Here is a 17,809-nt window from a genome sequence, read left to right on the forward strand (position 1 = left end):
GTTGCACTGGACAGGGCCGCGCACCCGGGCGGCCGGGTGACACGGGGGAGGCGAGGCGCCGGCATGGCGACGGAGACCGAGAAGCCGACACTCACGGTTGACGAGCTGGCCGCGCGGGCCGGCGTCACCGTGCGGACCATCCGGTTCTACAGCACCCGGGGGCTGCTGCCGCCGCCCGTGATCGGGCCGCGCCGGGTCGGGCACTACGGGCCGGCCCATCTGTCCCGGCTCGCGCTGATCGAGGAGTTGCAGCACCACGGGATGACGCTGGCCGCGATCGAGCGCTACCTCCAGCAGCTGCCGGCCGACCTGAGCGCCCACGACCTCGCCATCCACCGGGCCGTCGTCGCCTCCTGGGCTCCCGACTCGGCGGACGACGCGAGCCGCGCCGAGCTGGAGCGGCGGGCCGGGCGGTCGCTGTCCGCCGACGACATCGACCGGCTCGCCGCGATGAACGTCCTGGAGCGGATTCCCGGCTCTCCCGACACCTTCCGCGTCGACCCCGGGCTCCTCGCGCTCGGGGTCCAGCTCCTGGACGTACCGATCGCGCACGAGACGATCCTGGCGGCCCGTACGGTGCTCATGGAGCACACCCGCTCGGCCGCGCACGAGCTGACCCGGCTCTTCCGCGACGAGGTCTGGAACCCGTACCGGGAGCGGGAGTCGGACCCCGATCACGTCGAGGCGATGAAGTCGCTGTCCGCGCACATGCAGCCGATGGTCCTCCAGGCCCTGGTCACCGCCTTCCAGCGGTCGCTCAAGGAGGAGCTGCGGGCGGCGTTCGGATCGGCCGAAGGGCGCCCCGGGGAACGCGACCCCGAGGCGCCCCCCGCGCGGGCTACGCGTCCTTGAACTTCTCGCCCTTCGCCGCCTTCTCCACCAGGAGGGCCGGCGGCTGGAAGCGCTCTCCGTACCGCTCGGCGAGCTCGCGGGCGCGGGCCACGAAGCCGGGCAGGCCGCCCTCGTAGCCGTTGATGTACTGGATGACGCCGCCGGTCCACGCCGGGAAGCCGATGCCCATGATGGAGCCGATGTTGGCGTCGGCGACCGAGGTGAGCACGCCCTCCTCGAAGAGGCGCACCGTGTCCAGGGACTCCGAGAAGAGCATCCGCTCCTTCATGTCCTCGAACGGGATCTCGTGGCCCGGCTTCGCGAAGTGCTCGCGCAGGCCGGGCCACAGCTTGCCGCGCTTGCCGTCCTCGCCGTACTCGTAGAACCCGGCGCCGCCGCTGCGGCCGGTGCGGCCGAACTCGTCGACCATGCGGTCGATGACCGCGTCCGAGGGGTGGCCGGGCCAGACGCCGCCCGCCTCCTCGACGGCACGCTTCGTCTCGTTGCGGATCTTGCGCGGCAGGGTCAGGGTCAGCTCGTCCATCAGGGACAGGACCTTGGCCGGGTAGCCGGCCTGGCCCGCGGCCTGCTCGATGGACGCGGGCTCGATGCCCTCGCCGACCATCGCGACGCCCTCGTTGATGAAGTGGCCGATGACGCGCGAGGTGAAGAAGCCGCGCGAGTCGTTCACGACGATCGGCGTCTTCTTGATCTGGCGTACGAGGTCGAAGGCGCGGGCCAGCGCCTCGTCGCCGGTGCGCTCGCCCTTGATGATCTCGACAAGCGGCATCTTGTCGACGGGCGAGAAGAAGTGCAGGCCGATGAAGTCTGCCTGGCGCCGGACGCCCTCGGCGAGGCCGGTGATCGGCAGCGTCGAGGTGTTGGAGCACAGGAGCGCGTCCGGCTCGACGATGTCCTGGATCTCCTGGAACACCTTGTGCTTGAGCGCGGTGTCCTCGAAGACCGCCTCGATGACGGCGTCGCAGCCCGCGAGGGCCCCCGGGTCGGCGGTCGGCGTGATCAGCGCGAGCAGTGCGTCGCGCTTGGCCTCGGTGGTGCGCCCGCGTGAGAGCGCTTTCGCGAGGAGCTTCTCGGAGTACGCCTTGCCCTTGTCGGCGGCTTCCTGCGACACGTCCTTCAGGACGACCTCGATGCCGGCCCGTGCGCACGAGTACGCGATGCCCGCGCCCATCATTCCGGCGCCCAGGACCGCGACCTTGCGGACCGGGCGCGGCTCGATGCCCCGGGGGCGGCTCAGCCCGGAGTTGACGGCCTGGAGGTCGAAGAAGAACGCCTGGATCATGTTCTTCGAGGTCTGCCCGGTGACCAGCTCGGTGAAGTAACGGGCCTCGATGGTGAGAGCGGTCTCGAAGTCGACCTGGGAGCCCTCGACGGCGGCCGCCAGGATGTTGCGCGGCGCCGGGTAGGGCGCGCCCTGGAGCTGCTTCTTCAGGTTGGCCGGGAACGCGGGCAGGTTGGCGGCGAAGCGCGGGTTGGACGGCGTGCCGCCCGGGATCTTGTAGCCCTTGACGTCCCAGGGCTGCTGGGACTCGGGGTGGGCGTCGATGAACGCGTGCGCCTTGGCCAGCATCTCCTCGCGGGTGGCCGCGACTTCGTGGACGAGGCCGTTTTCGAGGGCGCGCCGCGGCGAGTACTGGGTGCCCTGGAGCAGCACCTTGAGCAGGGCGTCCGTGATGCCCATGAGGCGTACGGTGCGGGTCACGCCGCCGCCGGCGGGGAGCAGGCCGAGGGTGACCTCGGGCAGGCCGATCTTGGAGCCGGGCGCGTCGAGCGCGACGCGGTGGTGGGAGGCGAGCGCGATCTCGTAACCGCCGCCCAGGGCAGCGCCGTTGATGGCGGCGACGACCGGCTTGCCCAGGGTCTCGATGCGGCGCAGCGAGCGCTTGATGGCGGTGCCGGTGTCGAAGGCCTGCTGGGCGAGTTCGGGGCCGACCTGGATCATGTCCTTGAGGTCGCCGCCAGCGAAGAAGGTCTTCTTGGCCGAGGCGTAGATGATGCCCCGGATGGAGTCCTTCTCGGCCTCGGCGCGGTCCGCGACGGCCGCGATGGAGTCCTTGAAGGCCTGGTTCATGGTGTTGGCGGACTGGTTGGGGTCGTCGAGTACGAGGGTGACGACGCCGGTCTCGTCCTGTTCCCAGCGGATGGTCGTGCTCTTCGTCATTGCTGAAATCTCCGTATGGGTCCGTATGAGGGGGTGCCGGGACAGGACGGTCAGAGACGCTCGACGACGGTGGCGATGCCCATGCCGCCGCCGACGCACAGCGTGGCGAGCCCGTAGCGCAGGTCGCGGCGCTCCAGCTCGTCGACGAGGGTGCCCAGGATCATCGCGCCGGTCGCGCCGAGCGGGTGGCCCATCGCGATGGCGCCGCCGTTGACGTTGACCTTGTCGAGGCTGAGGCCCATGTCCTTGACGAAGCGGAGCACGACCGCGGCGAAGGCCTCGTTGATCTCGACGAGGTCGATGTCGTCGATGGTCAGGCCGGCCTTGGCGAGCGCCTTGCGGGAGGCGGGCGCGGGCCCGGTCAGCATGATGGTGGGCTCGGAGCCGGAGACGGCCGCGGAGACGATGCGGGCCCGCGGGGTCATCCCGTACCGCTCGCCGACGGCCTTGGAGCCGATGGCGACGAGGGCCGAACCGTCGACGATCCCCGAGGAGTTGCCCGCGTGGTGGACGTGGTTGATCTCCTCGACCCAGTGGTACTTCTGCAGCGCGACGGCGTCGAAGCCGCCCATCTCGCCGATCGCGGCGAACGAGGGCTTGAGGCCCGCGAGGGAGTCCGCGGTGGTGCCGGGGCGCATGTGCTCGTCGTGGTCGAGGACGACGAGGCCGTTGCGGTCCTTGACGGGCACGACGGACCGCGCGAAGCGGCCGTCCTTCCACGCCTCGGCGGCCCGCTCCTGGGACAGCTCCGCGTACTCGTCGACGTCGCGGCGCGAGTAGCCCTCCACGGTGGCGATGAGGTCCGCGCCGATGCCCTGCGGGGCGAAGTTGGTGTCGAAGTTGGTCATCGGGTCGGCGAACCAGGCGCCGCCGTCGGAGGCCATCGGGACGCGCGACATGGACTCGACGCCGCCTGCGAGGACGAGGTCCTCCCAGCCTGAACGGACCTTCATGGCGGCCATGTTGACCGCTTCGAGGCCGGAGGCACAGAAGCGGTTCTCCTGGACGCCGGCGACCGTGTCGGGCAGTCCGGCGGCGATCGCCGCGATGCGGGCGATGTCGGAGCCCTGGTCGCCGACCGGGCCGACGACGCCGAGCACGATGTCGTCGATGGCGGCCGGGTCGAGGCCCGGGAAGCGCGCCTGGATCTCGTGGATCAGGCCGACGACGAGGTCGATCGGCTTGGTCCCGTGCAGGGCGCCGTTGGCCTTGCCGCGGCCGCGCGGGGTGCGGATCGCGTCGTATACATACGCTTCGGTGCTCAACGTCAAGCCTTTCGGATGAGGGTGAATCTGGGGAGCGTGGTCAGCCGAGCAGGGAACGGCCGATGATCTCCTTCATGATCTCGGTCGTGCCACCGTAGATCGTCTGGATACGGCCGTCCGTGAAGGCCTTGGCGACCCGGTACTCGGTCATGTAGCCGTAGCCGCCGTGCAGTTGGAGACAGCGGTCGGCGACGCGTTTTTGCAGTTCGGTGGCCCACCACTTGGCCATCGAGGCGTGCACGGCGTCCAGCTCCCCGGCGGAGTGGTCGACGATGCAGCGGTCCAGGAAGGTGCGGGTGACGGCGCACTCGGTGGCCATCTCCGCGATCTCGAACCGGATGTGCTGGAGCTTGGACAGCGGCCGGCCGAAGGCCTCGCGCTCCTTGACGTAACTCGTGGTGATCTCCAGGAGGTGTTCGGCGGCGGCGATCCCGGCGACCGCGATGCCCATCCGCTCCTGGGCGAGGTTGGTCATCAGATGGATGAAGGCGCCGTCCCGCTCGCCGAGGAGATTGTCCTTCGGGACGCGTACGTCGTGGAAGAACAGCTCGGCCGTGTCCTGCGCCTTCTGGCCGATCTTGTCGAGGTTGCGGCCCCGCTCGAAGCCCTCGGCGCCGCGCTCGACAACGATGAGGGACAGCCCCTTGGCGCCGCCCTCGGGGGTGGTCTTGGCGACCACGACGACCAGGTCGGCGAGGATGCCGTTGGAGATGAACGTCTTGGAGCCGTTCAGGAGCCAGTGGTCGCCCTTGTCCTCGGCGGTGGTGCGGATGCCCTGGAGATCGGATCCCGCACCCGGTTCCGTCATCGCGATGGCGGTGATCAGGGAGCCGTCGCAGAAGCCGGGCAGCCAGCGCCGCTTCTGTTCCTCGGTGGCGAGCCCGGTCAGATAGGGCCCGATGATGTCGTTGTGCAGGCCGAGCGCGAGGCCCGCCGCCCCGGCGCGGGTGAACTCCTCGGCGAGGACGGCGCTGTAGCGGAAGTCCGCGTTGCCTCCGCCCCCGTACTCCTCGGGCACGGCGAGCCCGAGCAGCCCCTGCTTACCGGCCGCGAGCCAGGCCTGCCGCGAGACGATGCCGTCCTTCTCCCACTGCTCGTAGTGCGGCAGGACCTCCTTGGCGAGGAAGGTGCGGACGGTCTCGCGGAACGCCTCGTGCTCGGCGGTGAAGATCTGCCGTTTCAACTCAAGCCTCCTGTACGGGAGTTGGCGCCGGGCCCGCCGAGAGCGCCGGCAGGTCCCAGTCGCGGGCGACGTCCGCCGTGTCGGCGCCCGGCATCGCGGGGGGCCGCTGGATGGATCCGGGGGTGGCGGAGAAGCGGGGTGCGGGCGCGGGCTGGGTGATGCCGCCGTGCCCGGTGAACGTGGCGCGGGCCGCCAGGTGGGGGTGGTGCGGCGCCTCCTTCAGGGACAGCACGGGCGCGACGCAGGCGTCCGAGCCCTCGAAGACGGCCGTCCACTCCTCGCGGGTCCTGGTTCGGAACCGGTCGGCGATGGTGGTGCGCAGTTCGGCCCAGCGGGCCAGGTCCTTGCGGGCGGGGGCCACGTCCTGGATGCCGAGGAGCCGGATGAACTCGTCGTAGAACTGCTGCTCCAGGGAGCCGACCGCCATGTACTGGCCGTCCGAGGTCTCGTACGTGCCGTAGAAGGGGCAGCCGCCGTCGAGGAGGTTGGCGCCGCGCCGGTCCTGCCAGCCGCCGGCCGCCAGCATGCCGTGGATCATCGTGGCGAGATGAGCGGCGCCGTCGACGATGGCCGCGTCCACGACCTGCCCCGCTCCCCCGCCCCGGGCGTGCTGGAGGGCGGCGAGGACGCCGATGACGAGGTAGAGCGAGCCGCCCGCGTAGTCGCCGACGAGGTTGGCCGGGACGGTCGGGCCCTCGTCCGGGCTGCCGATCATGCCGAGGGTGCCGGTGACGGCGATGTACGCGATGTCGTGACCGGCCCGCTGGGCGAGCGGCCCGTCCTGGCCCCAGCCGGTCATCCGGCCGTAGACGAGCCCGGGGTTGCGGGCCAGGCAGTCCTCGGGCCCGACGCCGAGGCGTTCGGCGACGCCCGGCCGGTAGCCCTCGATGAGGATGTCGGCGCGCTCGACGAGGTCGAGGACCAGACCCGGCCCCTCGTCCGCCTTGAGGTCGATGATCACGGAGCGCTTGTTGCGGTTGGTGAGGTCGTACGCCGGATCGACGGCCAGGCCGGCGCCCCCCGGACGGTCCACGCGCACCACGTCGGCGCCGAGGTCGGCGAGGAGCATGGCGGCGAACGGGCCCGGCCCGATGCCCGCCAGCTCGACCACGCGCACCCCGGCGAGCGGGCCGGTTCCTGTCGCTGCCATCAAGCCCCCAGCACTGTGACACAACTGATGTAACATCAATGATGCTAAGAACACGTTCCACTCCGCACAAGCCCCAATGAGCAGCCGCTCAGCATGTGCGGCAGCCGCTCGGGCGCCGGTTGCCCGATACGCCGGGCTTGACCATGCCCGATGGTGACCCAGGTGCCCCGACCGGGGGCCGCACGCTAGCCTCACAACCCGGCATCGGCCGACGGCGTCACCAGGCAGCTCAAGTGCGGAGGCACACGGTGGAACCCTCGAAGCGGAATTACGACATCGTGCTGTTCGGCGCGACGGGTTTCGTCGGGTCGCTGACCGCCCAATATCTCGCGACCCAAGCCCCCGACGAATGCCGCTGGGCGATCGCCGGCCGCAACCGCACCAAGCTGGAGCGGCTGCGCGAGCGGCTCGCCGAGCTCAACCCGGCGTGCGCCACGCTGCCGCTGCTCACCGCCGACTCCACCGATCCGGCCTCGCTGCGGGCGCTTGCCGAGTCGGCGCGCGTCGTCGCCACCACGGTGGGCCCCTACGTCTGGTACGGCGAGGGCCTGGTCGCGGCGTGCGCCGAGGCGGGCACGGATTACCTCGACCTGACCGGCGAGCCGGAGTTCGTGGACACGATGTACGTACGCCATGACGCGCGGGCCCGCGAGCGCGGCGCCCGCCTGGTGCACGCCTGCGGTTTCGACTCGGCGCCGCACGACCTCGGCGTCCAGTTCACCGTCCAGCAGCTCCCGACCGGGGTGCCGCTGCGGATCGACGGCTTCGTGCGGACCAACGCGACGTTCTCGGGCGGAACGCTGGCCTCCGCGCTGACCTCGCTCGGGCGCGGCGCACAGACCGCGCGGGCGGCCAAGGAGCGCCGGCTGCACGAGCCGCGCCTGGTGGGCCGGCGGGCCCGCGCCCCGCTCGGCGCCCCGCACTTCAGCAAGGAGACCGGCACCTGGGCGCTGCCCATGCCCACCATCGACCCGCAGGTCATCGCCCGCTCGGCGGCGGCCGACGAACGCTACGGCCCCGACTTCCGCTACCGGCACTTCGCCGCGGTGAAGCATCTCCCGGTGGCCATCGGCGGGGTGGCCGCGGTGAGCGCCGTGGCCGCTGCCACTCAACTCCCGCCCGCCCGCGCGTGGTTGATGAGCCGTTACGAGGCGGGCAACGGCCCGGACGAGGCGCGGCGCCGGCGCAGCTGGTTCACGGTCCGCTTCGTCGGCGAGGGCGGCGGACGCCGGGTCTTCACCGAGGTGTCGGGCGGCGACCCCGGCTACGACGAGACGGCGAAGATCCTCGCCGAGGGCGCGCTCAGCCTCGCCTTCGACGAACTCCCGGAGCTGGCCGGCCAGTTGACACCCGCGACCGCGATGGGCCCGGCCCTGGCCGAGCGGCTCCAGAAGGCAGGGATGCGCTTCCGGGTGGCCGACGCACGCTGAGCGCCAACTACCGCCGGGCCGTGGCCTGTTGGGCTTCCTTGAGCGCTCGGCGGCACAGGGAGTCGGCGCCCCGGGTGGACTCGGGGAGGCGGTAGCGCCGGGCGAGTTCGAGGGTGTGGGCACAAGCGCCGTCGAGGCTCACCCGGTGGCCGACCGAGACGAACACCGGCTTGGTGCCGTCCTGGGTCCGCAGGGCGCGGCCGACCTCGGCTCCGTCGTCGGCGAGCAGCGGCGAGCTGTCTCCGCGCCGGGGTCCCGGCTGCTCGAAGCTGAAGGTGAACGGGTTCTTGGCGACGCCGATGACGGGGAGCCCGGTGAGTACGCCGAGGTGGCTGGCGAGGCCGAAGCGGCGCGGGTGCGCGAGCCCGTAGCCGTCGCAAATGACCGTCCCCGGACCGGAGTTGAGCCGTTCAAGAGCGGCGAGCACCGTGGGGATCTCGCGGAAGGCGAGCAGACCGGGAACATAGGGGAAGGCCACCCGGCCGACGGCGGTGGCCTCCTCGACCACCTCCAGGGTCGCCGCGTCGAGCACCACGGCGGCCGCGACAACGAGGTCCCGCTCGTCGTCGTACGCCACGTCGACCCCCGTAACGAGCCCGCTGCCCGGCGGCGGCCCCGGCTCGTCGAGCACGACCTTGCCGCGCAGTTCGTCCTGCACGGCCAGGGCGGCCGCCTCGCTGTCCGGCCAGGCCGCCGGAATCCCCGTGATCTCCATGGGGCCCACCCTAATGTCCAGCGCTGGCGAATCCCGGCCCCCCGCGCTTAGCATGTAAGGTATGGATGACGCGATAGACCATTACGAGGTACGTGAGGGCGTGCCCTCCCCCGAGACCTTTCGGCACCTGCGCACCGTCGCGGGCCTGTCCGACCGATCGGCCGAGGCGGTCGCCCTGGCGCTGCCCAACACCTGGTACGGCGTGATCCTTTACGCGCGGGGCGAGCCGATCGGGATGGGCCGGATCATCGGCGACGGCGGAACCGCGTTCCAGGTCACGGACATCTGCGTCCACCCCGACCACCAGGGCCGCGGCCTCGGCAAGCGGATCATGACCGCGCTGACGGCGGAGCTGGAGCGCAGGGCGCCCGCCACCGCGTACGTGTCACTGATCGCGGACGGCGAAGCACGCCGCCTCTACGGGCAGTTCGGCTTCGCCGAGACCGCGCCCGAGTCGGTGGGCATGGCCCGCGTGTTCTGACCCGGGGGAGCCTCAAGCGGCTCGGGAGTAGCCTGGCGATCATGTTCATAGTTGAGTTGACCTACATCGTCCCGCTCGAACGCGTCGACGAGCATCTCACCGACCATGTCGCCTGGCTCGACGCACAGTACGAGGCGGGCGTCTTCGTCGCCTCCGGGCGCAAGGAGCCGCGCGACGGCGGCGTCATCCTGGCCGTCGGGGACGATCGCGCGGCGATCGACAAGATCGTCGCGACCGACCCCTTCAACGTCAACGACCTGGCCACGTACCGGATCACCGAGTTCCTGGCGACCAAGGTGGCCCCCGAACTGGCGGCATTCCAGCAGGAGTTGCCGCCAGCGGCTTGATCGATGAGTCGGTCGGCCGAAGCGGCTAGTCGGCCAGCCGGGCCACCCTGCCCTGCTCCCCCGCCGCCCAGCACCCGCCGTCCGCCGTGCAGTCGACCGTGTCGTACGAGGCGGTGTCCACCGTGCGCCAGGTGCGGCCCCCATCGCGGGTCAGGTCCGTGCCCGTCGGCCCGACGGCAAGCGCGGACGAGCGGGAGTGGGGCAGCCAGGCAACGCCCGAGCGGTAGGCGGCGACCGGGGTGGCGGCCTGACGCCAGGCCCGGCCGCCGCTCCCGGTGACGGCCGCCGCCTGCGGTGACGGCTGGCCCGCCCGGTAGTCGCCGCCGACCGCGATCCCGTGCGTACGGTCGCGGAAGGCGAGGCCGAACACCCCGCGGGCCGGGTCGCCGGCCGGGATGGTCGACTCGGCGGCCGTCCAGGTGAGCCCCCGGTCCGAGGAGTGCAGCACGCGGCCGGTCGCGCCGCCGCCCGTGGCGAGCCAGACGTCGCGCGGCCCCGAGCTCACCAGGCACTGGCCGCTCGCGGCGAACCCCGCCTCGCCGGGCTGCGCGGCCGGCATCCCCTTGCCGGGCAGGACGTTCCAGGAACGGCCGCCGTCCGCGGTGGACAGGATGCGGTACTTGCCGTCGACGGGGTCGCTCACCGCCAGGCCGTGCCGGGGGTCGAGGAAGGTGAGACAGTCGTAGAACGCCTTCGGGTCGGTGTTGCGGAACGACTCGCTCCAGGTCGCTCCGCCGTCCTCGGTGCGGTAGACCCGGGACGCCTCGCCCTCACCGATGGCGAGGACGACGGCGCGCCGCCCGTCGAAGGCCTCCACATCACGGAACTCCAGGTCGGCCGCGCCGGCCGGCGACACGTTCCGCCAGCTGCGGCCGCCGTCGGAGGTCCGCAGGACCGTCCCCTTCGTCCCCGCGACCCACGCCGTCGACCGGCTGACCGCGGCGAGGCCGCGGAAGCGCGCGTCGGTCTTCGTGTCCTTCAGTTCCCACGCCGGATCGCCGTGCCCGTGCCCGTGTGCCTGGGCCGGCACGGTCAGTGCGGCCGCCAGCGCCATCCCGCCCAGTCCCACCGACAGCATGCGTCTCGTCTTCCCCATGGACCTCATGGCGTCGGAAGCTAGCCCAGCCCACCCGACCCGTCCAGGGTGCCTACGCCGCCGGCACCGAGGAGCCGGGTCCCAAGGCGTACGCGAGACACGTCGAGCACCGTCCGATGCAGCACGGCGGCCTCGCCGTACGGGCTGAAAAACATGTGTCACGTGAGACACCGATGAAGTCGTGTGGCTGTGGTGAGAGCGGGAATCCGCCCTATTGCGAGCATTCCGGGTCGCGCGCCGAGGCAACGGCGATCGGCAGTGACGCAGGTCACGTGAACCTCCGGTGCACGGAACGCTGAATTTCGACGTCTTTCCGGGCGGCAGGAGAGAACCCCGAGGTTGAGGGAGCAGGGCTTTGTCCACCGTCATCGAGCAGCCCGTCCAGGTACGCCTGATCGCGTCCGCACCCCGCATGGAGACCGTGCCCGCGACGCTGCGCTACGACCCCGAGGACCCCTTCGCCGTGCACATGGCGTTCCCCGCGCCGGCCACCCTCGAAGGCACCGAGGTCTCCTGGGAGTTCGCGCGCGAGCTGCTCGAAGCGGGCATCGAGGCACCGGCCGGGGTCGGCGACGTCCGGGTGCGGCCGTACGGATACGACCGCACGGTCCTCGAATTCCACGCCCGCGAGGGCGTCGCGATGGTCCACATCCGCACCTCCGAGGTGCGCCGCTTCCTCAACCAGGCACAGCTCCTGGTGCCGACCGGCCGCGAGCACCAGTACCTCGACATGGACGGAGACCTCGCCGCGCTGCTGCGCGACGCCTGCTGAGTCAGCCCTCCTCCGGAGGCGACCGCCTCCCGCACCGCCTCCGCTCCTGCCCGGTCGCGGCGGTGCACCGCCGCGACCGTGTCATCGGTCCCGCAGCCCGGATTTAATCGGTTGCGGGACCGCGCGCCACCCGCGTACGTTCGTGCCTGGCCCTGTTGTCGTCGAACGGAGTAGGACGTTGCTCGTCTGAGGCCCCTGAGACACCGTTTCGCGCACTCCCTTCCGTGTCGCGCGCCCCGGTGTGACCTTTGCCTCCGAGCCATGTCCTCCACCACGACCAGGGCCTTTTTCCTGCCCTGAGCGGTGTCTCAGAACCCCCGTTGCCCTCATTCCTTCCCCGCAACCGGGAGACCCGTATGTCAACCTTCACCCCTCAGATCAGCTCGGCCGCGCTGTCCTACGCGTGGCCGGACGGCACCACCGTCTTCGAGGACTTCCAGCTCGCCGTCGGCCCCGGCCGCACCGGCCTCGTCGGCCTCAACGGGTCCGGAAAATCAACCCTGTTGAAGCTGATCGCCGGCGAACTCACCCCGACCGAAGGCAACGTCAAGATCGCGGGCGAGGTCGGATACCTGCCGCAGAACCTGGTCCTGGACACCGCCCTGCGGGTCGACCAGGCGCTCGGCATCGACGCGGTCCGCGCCGCGCTGCACGCCATCGAGGGCGGCGACGCGGACGAGCGGCACTTCGAGACGGTGGGCGACGACTGGGACGTCGAGGAGCGGGCCCGCGCCACCCTCGACCAGCTCGGTCTCGGCCGCATCGGCCTGGACCGCACGATCGGCGAGGTCTCCGGCGGCGAGTCGGTGCTGCTGCGCCTTGCCGCACTGCTCCTCAGGCGTCCGGACGTCCTGCTGCTCGACGAGCCGACGAACAACCTGGACCTGCCCGCGCGACAGCGCCTCTACAGCACGGTCGACGCCTGGGGCGGAGTGCTCCTGGTGGTCAGCCACGACCGCGAGCTGCTCGACCGGGTGGACCGCATCGCCGATCTGCGCGAGGGCCAACTCGCCTGGTACGGCGGCAACTTCACGGCGTACGAGGAGTCGCTGCGGGCCGAGCAGGACGCGGCCGAGCGGATGGTGCGGGTCGCCGAGGCCGACGTACAGCGCCAGAAGCGTGAACTGTCCGACGCGCAGGTCAAGTTGGCGCGGCGGCAGCGGTACGGACAGAAGAGCTACGACAACAAGGTGGTGCCGAGGATCGTCGCGAACAACCGCAGGCGCGAGGCGCAGGTGTCGGCGGGCAAGCACCGCATCCTGCAGTCCGAGCGCCTCGACCAGGCGCGTGAGCGGCTGGACCAGGCCGTGGAGCTGGTGCGCGACGACGAGGAGATCCGCATCGAGCTGCGGTACACCAAGGTGCATCCGGGCCGCTCGGTGCTGACCCTGCAAGAGCTCCAACTCCCGTACGGGGAACGGGTGGAGGGCGAGCTCGATGTGCGCGGTCCCGAGCGGATCGCGCTGGTCGGGCGGAACGGGTCGGGCAAGACGACGCTGCTCAGGACGCTCGCCGGGCAGTTGGAGCCGGTGGCGGGCGAGGCGATCGTCCATGTGCCGCTGCGCTTTCTGCCCCAGCGCCTGGATGTGCTCGACGACGAGCTGAGCGTGGTGGAGAACGTGGCCCGCTACGCGCCGGGGGCGACCGACAACGCCATCCGGGCCCGGCTCGCGCGCTTCCTGTTCAGGGGGGCCCGGGCCGCCCAGCCGGCCGGAACCCTCTCGGGCGGCGAGCGGTTCCGGGCCGCGCTCGCGGCGCTGCTGCTCGCGGAGCCCGCGCCCCAGCTCCTGATGCTGGACGAGCCCACCAACAACCTGGACATGCCGAGCGTGCGCGCCCTCAAGGCCGCGCTCGACGCCTACGAAGGGGCGCTGATCGTGGCGAGCCACGACGTGCCGTTCCTGGAGTCGATCGGGGTCACCCGCTGGCTCCTTCTCGACGGTGAGCTCACCGACACCACGGCGGAGGAGGTCAGGGGCGGGCTGAGCACGCGGTAGACGCACCGCGAGGAGCGCGAGGGGGTGGGGCCGGTCGGGATCCGACCAGCCCCACCCCCCTTGTCTTTTTCCTGTCGTGCGAGGTGAGATGCCTCTCGTTCCGCCTCCACGACCTGCCCATATAACAGAACGTAACCGGACGAAGGGGAAGGCGGGCTTGGCGTGGGCTTACGGCCGCCTTAACCTACGGTCTCGTAACCTACGTTTGCGTAGGTACGCCTGCCGTCCCCCTTTTCCGTCCCCCTGGAGCACCCCCGTGACGATCACTTCTCCCCACCTCGGCAGCTCGGACGCGTGGACCGACGCCCGGCTGCTGTTCGCGCTGGAAGAGGTAGTCGAAAAGGAGCTCAACCGGCACCTCAAGGTCGCCAAGGACTGGATGCCGCACGACTACGTGCCGTGGTCGGACGCGCGCAACTTCCCCGGATTCTTCGAGGACGGGCAGGCCTGGGACCCACAGCAGTCCAAGGTCACCGACCTCGGCAAGATCGCCCTGGTGGTCAACCTGCTCACCGAGGACAACCTCCCCAGCTACCACCACGAGATCGCCTCGCTGTTCGGCCGCGACGGCGCCTGGGGCACCTGGGTGCACCGCTGGACCGCCGAGGAGGGCCGGCACGGCATCGTGATGCGCGACTACCTGCTCGCCTCCCGGGCGGTGGACCCGGACAAGCTGGAGCAGTTCCGGATGGCCCACATGAGCGAGGGCTTCGAGTCGGACAACCGGCACTCGATGCTGCACTCGGTCGCCTACGTCGCCTTCCAGGAGCTGGCGACCCGGGTCTCGCACCGCAACACCGGCCACCAGTCCGGCGACCCGGTCTGCGACCGGATGCTGGCCCGGATCGCGACCGACGAGAACCTGCACATGGTCTTCTACCGCAACCTGCTCGGCGCGGCCTTCGAGATCGCCCCGGACCTGACGATGCAGTCGGTGCGCGACGTCGTCGTGAACTTCCGGATGCCCGGGCACGGCATGCCCGGCTTCGAGCGGGCGGCGGCGCAGATGGCGATCGGCGAGATCTACAACATGCGGATCCACCACGACGACGTGCTCCAGCCGGTCCTTCGCTACCTCAAGGTCCTGGAGATCGACGGGCTCGGCCCCGAGGGCCTCAAGGCCCAGGAGGAGCTCGGCCTGTACATGGGCGGGCTCGACAGCGAGGCGGCCAAGTTCGACGAGAAGCTCGCCGCGCGCAAGGCGCGGATGGCCGCCCGCGCCTGACCGTCGGGCCGATGCCGGGCGGGTACGGGTCGAGGTTCCCGTACCCGCCCGGCATCGCTCTGCTCAGCGGGCGTCCTGCCGGATCATTTCCGCGGCCCGCTCGGCTGTCGCCACCGTGGGCGCGTGCGTGTGGCCGCGGGTGATGCGCGGCATGACCGAGGCGTCCACGACGCGCAGGCCCTCCACGCCCCTGACCCTCAGCCGCGGATCGGTGACCGAGTCCTCGTCGCTGCCCATGCGGCAGGTGCCGACCGGGTGGTACAGCGTCTCGGCGGCGTCCCGGACGCTCTGCGCGAGGCGCTCGTCGTCGACCGTGCCCGGGTAGGGCCCCAGCGGCCCCGAGACGTACGGGGCGAGGGCGGGATGCGCGAAGAGCTCCTCCGCCCTGCGGATCCCGGCCATCAGGCGGGGCAGGTCCCGCTCCGCGGTGAGGTAGCCGGGGTCGATCCGGGGCGCGGTGCACACGTCGGTGCCCGCCAGGTCGATGCGGCCCTCGCTCTCGGGCTGCAGCAGGATCACACCGATGGTGAGCCCGTGTTCGGTGGCCGGAGTCAGGCCGTGGTTGATGAACGGCCCCGGCGCGTACACCAACTCGACGTCGGGGGCGGCCAGTTGGGGGTCGGTGCGGATGAAGGCCGCGGCCTCGCCGACGTTGGAGGTGAGCGGGCCCCGGCCGCGCAGCAGGAAGCGGGCCACGTTGGCGAGCGAGTCGGCGCCGGTGAGGCTGACGGGCCGCGGACAGCCCACGGTTACCGCGTACGACAGGTGGTCCTGAAGGTGCCGGCCGACCTCGGGGGACGCGGCCCGCACGGTGACGCCCGCGGCGCGCAGCCGCTCGGGGTCCCCGATGCCGGACAGCATGAGCAGGTGCGGCGAGCCGATGGCGCCCGCGCTGAGGATCACCTCGCGGCGCGCGGTGAGCGGCTCCGGCAGCCCTTCGATGGTGACGCCGGTGACGCGGGAGCCGTCGAACCGGAGCCCGTTCACCCGGACGTCGGTGAGGACGTGCAGGTTGGGGCGGCGGGCGGCGGGTTTGAGATAGCCGTCCGCGGCGCTCCAGCGGCGCCCGTCGCGCTGGTTGACCGGAGTGATCGCACAGCCCGAGTGGTCCGGGGCATTGAGCTCCGGCAGTTCGGGCAGGCCCGTCCCTTTGCAGGCGGTGAGGAACGCGGCGGTCGTCGGGTTCGGATCGCGCTGCGGTGAGATGAAGAGCGGGCCGTCCGTTCCGTACACCGTGCCGTCGGCCGTGGGTCCCGTCCAGCGCTCGGCCCGCCGGAAGTAGCGCACGAGCCGGTCGTAGGACCACTCGGGTCCGGCCGCGATGCCCCAGGCGTCGTAGTCGTCGCGGTGGCCCCGCACCCACATCATGGCGTTCATCGAGGACGAGCCGCCGAGGGTGTGGCCGCGCGGCCAGTACAGCTCGCGGCCGCCAAGCGCCTCCTGCTTGGCGGTGGTGAAGTCCCAGTCGTAGGCCGTCTTGAAGAGCTTGGGGAAGGCCGCCGGGATGCGGATCTCGCTCTTGCGGTCGCGCGGGCCGGACTCGACCAGGGCCACCCGGACGGTCGGATCCTCGGAGAGCCGCGACGCGACGACGCACCCCGCCGATCCCGCGCCCACCACGATGTAGTCGTAGGTTCCGCCGCCCGCTGTTCCCCGAGTGTTCAACTCAGCCCCCTTTTCCCGCAGTTGTCGGTGCGGGCCAGCATGGACCGGCCGGGCGGCGCGGCGCCAGGGGACGTCGGACGATCCGGCGTGATCGGGGCGGGCGGGCCCGGTCGGGCCCGGGTGGCTTCGAGGGGCGCGCCCTGTCAGCGCTGCCGGGTGCGCTGCAGCGTCAGCCGCTCCTTCTCGGAGAGGCCGCCCCACACGCCGAATCGCTCGTCGTTGGCCAGGGCGTACTCAAGGCAGGCTTTGCGTTGCTCGCAGGCTCCGCAGAGCTGCTTGGCCTCCCGCGTCGAGCTGCCCGGGGCGGGGAAGAAGAACTCGGGGCCCGCCTGGGCGCACAACGCGGTCTCCTGCCAGGCGAGTTCCGGGCCGATGGTGATGGTGTCGTTCAGCATGCTCCCCACGCTGCCGGGCACTGATCAACGTCCGGTCAACGAATGTTGAACGTCGGAGTTGATCGGCGCCCGATGCCGCTCACGGCCTGGGGATCGATCCGCGCCCGGCGCTGCTCACGGCATCCGACTACGGACTCGGCGTCGCGTTCTTGATGATCGCGATGCGCGCTCCGTGCGGGTCGGCGAGCTTGGCGAGGCGGCCCACACCCTCGATGTCCACGGGCGCCATCCGGACCGTGCCGCCCAGCTCCTGCGCCTTGGTGGCGACCGCGTCGACGTCGGCCACTTCGATGTACGGCATCCAGTACGCCCCCGCCTCCGCCTCCAGCGGATCGCTGTCGAGCGGGACCACGCCGCCGAACATCGAGTCGGGGCCGGCGGCAGCGGGGTTGACCGTCGTGTACGTGCCGCCCGGGAAGGTCACCTCGGAGGTCTCCCAGCCGAACACCGCGTGGTAGAAGGCGGTGGCCGCCCGCACGTCCGGGGTGGCCAGCTCGACCCAGGACAGCGTGTTCGGCTCGTTGGCGGCTTCCATGCCGGGCATCTGTTTCGGCTGCCAGGCGGCGAAGCCGACGCCCGCCGGGTCCCGGAAGTACGCGCTGCGGCCGAGCTCCATGACGTCCATGGGCTGGAGGACCACGGTGCCGCCGTCCCGCTCCACGGCCTTGGCCGTTTCGTCGGCGTCCGGGGTCCGGAAGTACACGTTCCACGCCGGGGCGCCCTGCTCGGGGGTGACGGTCATGCCGCCCGCGATGGTCCTGCCGGCGGCCTGGAACGTGCCGTACCCGCCGATCTCCGGGCCGCCCGGCCGGAACGTCCAGCCGAAGACTCCGGTGTAGAACGCGGCCGCGGCGTCCAGGTCGGGCGTGCCGAGGTCGAACCAGCTGGGAGAGCCCGTGACGTAACGGGTGCTGAGCATGGTGAGCTCCTTCGTGTGTCCCGTTGTCCTGCCATCTTGAGTCTCGCACCGGGCACTGACAATTCGGGACGGAGCCGTTCCGCGGCGCCTTGAAGGGGTGCTGGTGTGCGCGGGCGCGGACCCCCGGCGGGGCCGCGCGTCCGGGACCTTCGGGCC

Annotated in this window: 16 protein-coding genes; 7 read left to right on the top strand and 9 right to left on the bottom strand. The window is 71.4% G+C overall.

The features are described from left to right. Window positions 1-63 precede the first annotated feature (63 nt). Complete coding sequence (locus ADK54_RS12110; protein ID WP_053725589.1) at window positions 64-852, top strand: MerR family transcriptional regulator; 789 nt, start codon at window positions 64-66, stop codon at window positions 850-852. On the opposite strand, the gene ADK54_RS12115 is transcribed toward ADK54_RS12110, so the two are convergent. Genes ADK54_RS12115 through ADK54_RS12130 form a run of 4 tightly spaced genes read right to left on the bottom strand, consistent with a single transcriptional unit; the run spans window position 839 to window position 6,647 of the window. After that, entirely contained in the window at window positions 839-3,013 is a 2,175-nt protein-coding gene (locus ADK54_RS12115) for a 3-hydroxyacyl-CoA dehydrogenase NAD-binding domain-containing protein (protein ID WP_053725590.1), read from the bottom strand. The two genes, ADK54_RS12110 and ADK54_RS12115, sit on opposite strands and share 14 nt — an antisense overlap. A gap of 50 nt (window positions 3,014-3,063) precedes the next feature. Then, window positions 3,064-4,278, bottom strand: a complete 1,215-nt coding sequence (locus tag ADK54_RS12120) for an acetyl-CoA C-acetyltransferase (protein ID WP_053725591.1) — start codon at window positions 4,276-4,278, stop codon at window positions 3,064-3,066. Between the two features lie 40 nt (window positions 4,279-4,318). After that, window positions 4,319-5,461: an acyl-CoA dehydrogenase family protein gene (locus tag ADK54_RS12125; protein ID WP_053725592.1), complete on the bottom strand. Its 1,143-nt coding sequence runs from the start codon at window positions 5,459-5,461 to the stop codon at window positions 4,319-4,321. Window position 5,462: 1 nt separating this feature from the next. Beyond that, window positions 5,463-6,647, bottom strand: coding sequence for a CaiB/BaiF CoA transferase family protein (locus tag ADK54_RS12130; protein WP_199826934.1), 1,185 nt, complete (start codon window positions 6,645-6,647; stop codon window positions 5,463-5,465). 212 nt (window positions 6,648-6,859) lie between these two features. Between ADK54_RS12130 and ADK54_RS12135 the strand changes: the two genes are divergently transcribed. Next, entirely contained in the window at window positions 6,860-8,041 is a 1,182-nt protein-coding gene (locus ADK54_RS12135) for a saccharopine dehydrogenase family protein (RefSeq protein WP_053725594.1), read from the top strand. Between the two features lie 7 nt (window positions 8,042-8,048). Here ADK54_RS12135 and ADK54_RS12140 read toward each other — a convergent pair whose 3' ends face one another. Then, on the bottom strand, window positions 8,049-8,756 hold the full coding sequence (locus tag ADK54_RS12140; protein WP_053725595.1) for an endonuclease V: 708 nt from the start codon (window positions 8,754-8,756) through the stop codon (window positions 8,049-8,051). A 61-nt stretch (window positions 8,757-8,817) separates the two neighbouring features. On the opposite strand from ADK54_RS12140, the gene ADK54_RS12145 reads away from it, so the two are divergent. Both ADK54_RS12145 and ADK54_RS12150 read left to right on the top strand, forming a co-directional pair. After that, window positions 8,818-9,237 carry a GNAT family N-acetyltransferase gene (locus tag ADK54_RS12145; protein WP_053725596.1) on the top strand — a complete coding sequence of 140 codons (420 nt, stop codon included), beginning with the start codon at window positions 8,818-8,820 and terminating at the stop codon, window positions 9,235-9,237. Window positions 9,238-9,278: 41 nt separating this feature from the next. Beyond that, the gene (locus tag ADK54_RS12150) at window positions 9,279-9,584 is read left to right on the top strand and encodes a YciI family protein (RefSeq protein ID WP_053725597.1); all 306 of its coding nucleotides are present in this window, start codon (window positions 9,279-9,281) and stop codon (window positions 9,582-9,584) included. A 25-nt stretch (window positions 9,585-9,609) separates the two neighbouring features. Here the strand turns inward: ADK54_RS12150 and ADK54_RS12155 are convergent, their stop codons facing one another. Then, a complete protein-coding gene (locus tag ADK54_RS12155) occupies window positions 9,610-10,689 on the bottom strand; it encodes a WD40/YVTN/BNR-like repeat-containing protein (RefSeq protein ID WP_078966322.1) in 1,080 nt (359 codons plus the stop codon). A 346-nt stretch (window positions 10,690-11,035) separates the two neighbouring features. Here ADK54_RS12155 and ADK54_RS12160 point away from each other — a divergent pair, with 346 nt between their 5' ends. The 3 genes from ADK54_RS12160 to ADK54_RS12170 all read left to right on the top strand — a co-directional run bounded on the left by ADK54_RS12160 (window position 11,036) and on the right by ADK54_RS12170 (window position 14,674). Beyond that, complete coding sequence (locus ADK54_RS12160; protein ID WP_053725598.1) at window positions 11,036-11,452, top strand: SsgA family sporulation/cell division regulator; 417 nt, start codon at window positions 11,036-11,038, stop codon at window positions 11,450-11,452. 356 nt (window positions 11,453-11,808) lie between these two features. After that, window positions 11,809-13,449 (top strand): ABC-F family ATP-binding cassette domain-containing protein, encoded by a 1,641-nt coding sequence (locus ADK54_RS12165; RefSeq protein ID WP_053725599.1) that lies wholly within the window; start codon window positions 11,809-11,811, stop codon window positions 13,447-13,449. Between the two features lie 256 nt (window positions 13,450-13,705). Continuing rightward, entirely contained in the window at window positions 13,706-14,674 is a 969-nt protein-coding gene (locus ADK54_RS12170) for an acyl-ACP desaturase (RefSeq protein WP_053725600.1), read from the top strand. Between the two features lie 63 nt (window positions 14,675-14,737). Here ADK54_RS12170 and ADK54_RS12175 read toward each other — a convergent pair whose 3' ends face one another. From ADK54_RS12175 to ADK54_RS12185, 3 genes are all read right to left on the bottom strand, one after another. Then, the gene (locus ADK54_RS12175) at window positions 14,738-16,339 is read right to left on the bottom strand and encodes a GMC family oxidoreductase (protein WP_053725601.1); all 1,602 of its coding nucleotides are present in this window, start codon (window positions 16,337-16,339) and stop codon (window positions 14,738-14,740) included. A 143-nt stretch (window positions 16,340-16,482) separates the two neighbouring features. Beyond that, window positions 16,483-16,734 (bottom strand): WhiB family transcriptional regulator, encoded by a 252-nt coding sequence (locus ADK54_RS12180; protein ID WP_053725602.1) that lies wholly within the window; start codon window positions 16,732-16,734, stop codon window positions 16,483-16,485. 127 nt (window positions 16,735-16,861) lie between these two features. Continuing rightward, window positions 16,862-17,653: a VOC family protein gene (locus tag ADK54_RS12185; protein ID WP_053725603.1), complete on the bottom strand. Its 792-nt coding sequence runs from the start codon at window positions 17,651-17,653 to the stop codon at window positions 16,862-16,864. Window positions 17,654-17,809: the final 156 nt, after the last annotated feature.

The sequence above is a fragment of the Streptomyces sp. WM6378 genome (genome assembly GCF_001279695.1).
Lineage (GTDB): Bacteria > Actinomycetota > Actinomycetes > Streptomycetales > Streptomycetaceae > Streptomyces.